This window comes from Longimonas sp., from assembly GCF_046498435.1.
Classification (GTDB): domain Bacteria; phylum Bacteroidota; class Rhodothermia; order Rhodothermales; family Salinibacteraceae; genus Longimonas.
The window spans coordinates 1-6050 of the sequence record NZ_JAWOAR010000115.1 but is presented as its reverse complement, the minus strand read 5'-3'; the positions used below and the strand labels follow the sequence as shown (position 1 = coordinate 6050).

Annotated in this window: 5 protein-coding genes; 4 read left to right on the top strand and 1 reads right to left on the bottom strand. The window is 58.8% G+C overall.

Annotation, left to right across the window (positions count from 1 at the left end; genetic code table 11):
- Positions 1 to 333 precede the first annotated feature (333 nt).
- Positions 334 to 777: a hypothetical protein gene (locus R6U20_RS04585; RefSeq protein ID WP_410336689.1), complete on the bottom strand. Its 444-nt coding sequence runs from the start codon at positions 775 to 777 to the stop codon at positions 334 to 336.
- A 346-nt stretch (positions 778 to 1123) separates the two neighbouring features.
- Here R6U20_RS04585 and R6U20_RS04580 point away from each other — a divergent pair, with 346 nt between their 5' ends.
- From R6U20_RS04580 to R6U20_RS04565, 4 genes are all read left to right on the top strand, one after another.
- Positions 1124 to 1687 (top strand): YeeE/YedE family protein, encoded by a 564-nt coding sequence (locus tag R6U20_RS04580; RefSeq protein WP_410336688.1) that lies wholly within the window; start codon positions 1124 to 1126, stop codon positions 1685 to 1687.
- Positions 1688 to 1804: 117 nt separating this feature from the next.
- Entirely contained in the window at positions 1805 to 2200 is a 396-nt protein-coding gene (locus R6U20_RS04575) for a DUF6691 family protein (protein WP_410336690.1), read from the top strand.
- A 120-nt stretch (positions 2201 to 2320) separates the two neighbouring features.
- Positions 2321 to 3778 (top strand): MBL fold metallo-hydrolase, encoded by a 1458-nt coding sequence (locus tag R6U20_RS04570; protein ID WP_410336687.1) that lies wholly within the window; start codon positions 2321 to 2323, stop codon positions 3776 to 3778.
- A 103-nt stretch (positions 3779 to 3881) separates the two neighbouring features.
- The gene (locus R6U20_RS04565; RefSeq protein WP_410336686.1) at positions 3882 to 5642 is read left to right on the top strand and encodes a SulP family inorganic anion transporter; all 1761 of its coding nucleotides are present in this window, start codon (positions 3882 to 3884) and stop codon (positions 5640 to 5642) included.
- The last annotated feature ends 408 nt before the right edge of the window (positions 5643 to 6050 follow it).

The following is a 6050-nucleotide window of genomic DNA, read 5'->3' as shown; positions in this document are numbered from 1 at the left end:
GTGCTCTTTCTCGGCCATCAGCTTGTGTACCGGATGCGGAAGATCCCGATGTAGAAGATGGGCCATGCATCCCCAAACGAAACGCCCCGTCCTCACATTACGTGAAAGCGGGGCTTTTTTGGATGGTCGTACGAAGTCGTTCTGCTCTATGTGGTAATGCTACTCACACCAAATCCGGTTGCACCGTTGTAGGATCGCTTCTCTGCACGATGCCGGATGCACGTCGTAATTCGGCCTTCGGTCTCGTTTGGAGGTGGACGGATGGACGGTGTACACCTCCAACCGTCCACACGTCCAACCTTCCATACACCAACGACGCGTGCGGAGTTGGTGTCACTCGTCTGGATTACGCGATGCAAGCGTGCGCAGCGTATGATCGCGCACCCGGTCCGACACCTCGGTGTCCAATCGCTGAGCCAGGCGCTGCATGTGGGCATCGGTGCCAATGGCGTCAATGGCACGCAGCGCAAGGAGCCGTCGCCCTTCGTGCTCGGCATGGTCATACACGTCGAACAGCGCCGGTACCGCCGGAGCAAAGTCGATGTCTGCATCGCGCTGGGCGTAGTGCAGAATGAGCTGCATGCCGTTGTCCTGAACCTCAGGATGGGGCGATTCCAGCAGTGTGCGTACCTGCATGCCGAAGCCGGGCTTCCACTGTCCGTAGGTGGCCGATGAATCAACAGAAGTCGAATGAGACTGCGCTGTGGCAATGCCAGGTGCGCCGATCAGCACAACCAGTGCAAAGGCCGCCAGCAGTGTGTAAATACGTCGCGTCATAGTCTTGGGGATAATAGGGCGTAGCAAGTGGGCGTGCATTGTTCGCGGGCTTGTAGCCCGTGCCCGGACGCCGGTTGTTGTCTCAAAATAACGAGACCGCCTCCATTACGATATGGTAGCATGTTCTGCACATCGCTCCTCGGGCACGGTCACCTCGATCACATCTCCGTGCAGAATATTTAGATTCTGTGTATTCTTTTGTAGCAATGTAGTGCTCATCCCGAAACCGCATTTAAAGACAGTGAGGCCAGGCGTGGGCGGATACACATCTCGGAACAACATACCAGCGGATTATATATACCGGATTGCAAACTTGTAATAACAACAGGCGAACTGCCAACGACTCATGATAGAGATGCTCTCACAGACCTGGCCCTGGTACGTGGCTGGGCCGCTTATTGGACTTATTGTGCCCGCGCTGCTCATTGCGGGCGGACGCATGTTTGGCATCTCGGCGAACTTGCGTCACGCGTGTGCTGCCACCATTCCGGGGCGCGTTGAGTTCTTTCAGTACGACTGGAAGAAATCCGGTCTCTGGAATATCGTATTCGCGGTCGGGATTGTACTTGGCGGTGTCATTGCCACCACAGTGCTCGCGCATCCGGATCCGGAAATCGGGATCTCGGCTGGGGCCCGTGCCCAGCTTGAAGGCTTGGGCATCACCGACTTTACGGGACTGCTGCCCAGCGATCTCTTCTCGTGGAGCGGACTCGCGTCGCTGCCGGGGTTTCTTATGATTGTCGTGGGCGGCTTCCTCGTCGGCTTTGGCGCGCGCTATGCGGGCGGATGCACCTCGGGCCACGCCATCAGTGGGCTTGCTGACCTGCAGGGGCCGTCGCTCATTGCGGTGATTGGCTTCTTCATCGGCGGTCTGTTCGTGACGCACCTGATTCTGCCGCTAATTCTGTAGCCACGCTGCGCCTTCTCGCTCCTGTGTACCAACGGTCTGTGATTCATTATGTCTACCGCCACCCAACAACCTGAACAAGCCGAGGCTAACCTCACCGTCGGCGGCCTCTTTGGCTACATGACGCTGGGCATGCTCTTCGGCATCATCTTCGTGCAGAGCGAAGTGGTATCCTGGTTTCGCATTCAGGAGATGTTTCGCTTTGAGTCCTTCCATATGTACGGCATCATTGGCAGTGCGGTCGTCGTAGCTATGATTGGCGTGCAAGCCATCAAGTACTTCGACATTCGCACGCTCGATGGCGAGCCGATCCGCATCAACCCGAAGCAGTGGTCGAGCTACCGCTATTGGGTCGGCGGCATCATGTTTGGGCTTGGATGGGCGCTTCTGGGCGCGTGCCCCGGCCCCATCTTCGCCCTCATTGGCGGCGGCTACTCGGTGATGCTTGTGGCTCTGCTAAGCGCGATTGCCGGAACCTGGGTGTACGGCGCGATGCGTCCGCACCTGCCTCATTAACCTCGGATGGGCAGTCTCCCTGCGCATCCCCAACACGTAGTACGTTCGCAGTACATTACAATGCAGCACGCGGTGCTGCTGACATGCTGTTTCTTTGCTCACTAACCGATACAGAGTACCATGCTATTCCGACAAGTATTCGACCCCAAACTTGCTCAATACGCTTACCTCATTGGTTGCCAGGAGACGGGGGAAGCGCTCATTATAGATCCCGAGCGTGACATCGATCAGTACCTGGAGCTGGCCGAAGAGGAAGGCGTCGAAATTGTGGCGGTGGCCGAAACCCACATCCACGCCGACTTCCTGTCGGGGGCCCGCGAATTCGCCGAGCGCTTCGATACGGCGCTCTATCTCTCTGACGAAGGTACCGAGGACTGGAAGTACGAGTGGGTCAAGGAGCCAAAGCAGAGCGGCGGATCCTACGACGCCCAACTCCTAAAGGATGGCGATACCTTCACCATCGGCAACATCGAGGTGGAGGCGGTGCACACGCCCGGCCATACGCCCGAACACATGTCGTTCATGATTACCGATAAAGGCGGTGGGGCCACCGAGCCCATGGGCATCGTTACCGGCGACTTCGCCTTTGTAAACGACCTGGGTCGCCCCGATCTGCTCGAATCCGCTGCCAAAGTCGAGGGCATGATGGAGCCCTCAGCGCGCGAACTCTACAGTTCGGTGCAGCGCTTCCTCGAAATGCCCGACTATCTGCAAGTGTGGCCCGCCCACGGCGCCGGATCCACCTGCGGCAAAGCCCTCGGGGCCGTACCGCAAACTACGATCGGCTACGAGCGCAAGTATAACCCGATGGTAGGCGCCGCCCTCGACGGCGAAGACCGCTTTGTGGATGCAATCCTCGACGGACAGCCCGAGCCGCAGCTCTACTTTGCGCGCATGAAGCGCGACAACAAGCTCGGCGCGCCGGTGCTTGGCCAGCTACCGCAGCCCAAGAAGCTGACGGTGCAGGAACTGAAGGCCCACGCCGAAAATGATGAGTCGCTCATTGTGGATACGCGGATTGATCGCTCCGCCTTCATGGAGACCCACATCCCGGGTGCGCTCTATGCGCCGATGAACAACGCCTTCAACATGGTCATCGGCTCGCTCGTCGAAGACGAAACCACACCGATTGTGCTGCTCATCGACGAAGACGATGTCGACGAAGCGGTGCGCGATCTGGTGCGCATCGGATACGACAACCCGGTGGCCTTCGCCTCGCTCGAAACGCTGCAACGCTATCTGGCGGATGCAGAGACGACCTCCATCGAAGAAATTGACTTTGCGGAGCTGGAGCAGCGCCGTCATGCCGACAACACGGCGGTTGTGGACGTACGCTTCCGCTCTGAGTACGACGCCGGACACGTCGAAGGCGCACACAACGCTTCGTACACGCGCATGCCGGAATACGAAGCCGATCTACCAACCGACGAAACGCTGCTCGTGCACTGCGGCAGTGGCGCGCGTGCGGCAGCGGCCTCGGCCTATCTGCAGCGCAGCGGACGGTCCGTAGTCTACGTGAACGGCGACTTCTCGGACTACGAATCCCCTGTTACCCCTGATGAAGCAGTGGCTGCTTAACGCATCTGCGCTTCCTGTCGTCTAACCCAAGAGCGGCCTGCCTGTGCGGGGGCCGCTCTTGCGGTATATACCGTACTTTCGATCTTGTAGGCTCTTCGTTCTTATGCTCGCCCGCCTTCGCGACGCCCTTCCGTTATTAGATCAGCTTACGCAGTACTCTGCCGACCACCTGAAGAGCGACCTTTCGGCAGGGCTCACTGTAGGCGTTATGCTCATTCCGCAGGGAATGGCATACGCCCTCATTGCCGGGTTGCCGCCTATTTATGGACTGTATGCCTCGCTCATTCCGCTGCTCGGATATGCCATCTTCGGCACATCGCGTCAGTTAGCGGTGGGGCCTGTGGCTATTGTGTCGCTGCTGGTGGCGGCGAGCGTGGGCCCGATGGCCGACGGCGATCCCGATCGGTACATCATGCTCACGCTCATGCTCACCGTTATGGTCGGGGTGTTCCAGCTGGCTATGGGACTACTCCGATTTGGCTTTCTGGTCAACTTCCTGTCGCATCCCGTACTAAGCGGATTTACCTCGGCAGCGGCCCTGGTGATTGGCCTTAGCCAGCTCAAGCACCTGTTGGGCGTCGATATTGAGCGCTCCAACTACATTCACGAGATTCTGTGGTCGGCAGCGCAGCAGTGGGAGGCAATCCACCTGCCCACAGTGGTGCTCGGCGTCATAGGCATCGCAATTCTGGTGGCGCTCAAACGCTGGTCGAAGGCCATTCCCGGCGCCCTCGTGGTCGTAGTGCTGGGCACCGGTGCCATCTGGCTGACGGGCGGCAACGAAGCCGGCGTCTCCATTGTGGAAGAGGTGCCGAGCGGGCTTCCCAGCTTTGTCATCCCTGCGTTTTCGTGGGCGGATATGCAGGCTCTGATTCCCGGTGCCCTGACGATCTCGCTTATCGGATTCATGGAATCCATTGCCGTAGCCAAAGTGTACGCCCGTCGTAATGGCTACAGCCTCGACGCCAATAAAGAGCTTGTGGGGCTGGGCGTAGCGAATGTGGCCGGAGCCTTCTTCCAGTCGTATCCCACCACAGGCGGCTTCTCGCGAACCGCCGTCAATGCCGAGGCCGGGGCGAAGACCAATGTGGCAGGGATTATCAGCGCCGTGGTCATTGCCCTTACACTGCTCTTTCTCACACCGCTCTTCTACTACATGCCCAATGCCATCCTGGCGTCGATTGTGATGGTGGCCGTAGCTGGGCTTGTAGACTGGAAGGAGGCCATGTACCTGTGGCGCGTAGATCGCCGCGACCTGGCGCTGATGGCGCTTACCTTCGTGGCTACGCTTACGCTGGGCATCGAAGAAGGCATCCTGGCTGGCGTCATCGTGTCGCTTATCGCCATCATTTATCAGAGCGCCACACCGCACACCGCCATCATGGGGCGCCTACCGGATTCGACGACCTACCGCAACCTGAAGCGCAGCCCCGACGCCATTACCCGCTCCGATGTGATGATTGTGCGCATGGACGCGGCGCTCTACTTCGCCAATGTGTCTACGTTCAAAGACCTGGTGAGCGATATTGATATGAACAACGATGCGCTGCGAGCCATCGTCATTGATATGTACCCGGTCAATCGCGTCGATTCGACTGCGGCCCATGCGTTGCACGAGATCATTGAAATGTGTCACGAAAACAGCATCAACCTGTACCTGGCTGGACTCAAAGGACCGGTGCACGATGTGCTGAGCCGTGCAGGTGTCGTTCATGAGTTGGGGCCCAACCATCTGTTTTACGAAGTGCACGAAGCCGTGCAAGCCGCTGAGTCTGCACACCGCTCTGACACGGTCAGCGGCAATGGCACGGCGGCAGACACAGACAAGTCAGAGGCCGAGCACCCGGTAGAAGTGTCGTCGTAGGCCGATTCGTACGTTTGGTGACGATGCACATAACTCAAGTTGCCACCTACAGGGTTGTCATTTTGAGCGTCCCGATACCGACAGCTGTCGGGTACGTGTTTAGCGCAGGAAGAAACAGGTGCAAGCGCGCTACCCGAAGCCGCTCCCCTGGAGAGGGGAGCAGATGAGAGTTTGCACCTTCCCCACTCTACCACGTCATCCTGACTTCCGACCCCAGTCGGGAGGAAGGATCTCAACGCCTACCTCGCACAGGTGGCACGATCCCTGCATCTTCGGCCCCTCCCTAATGGCTCGGGCTAAGGGAAACCTCAAATCGGATGCCTGTGGCCTGTCCTGCACGGTTGGCACGAACCTCCCCATACCAGGCGCCCCTTTGCAGGCGTGGCGGCATTGCTTTCCAACAGGTCA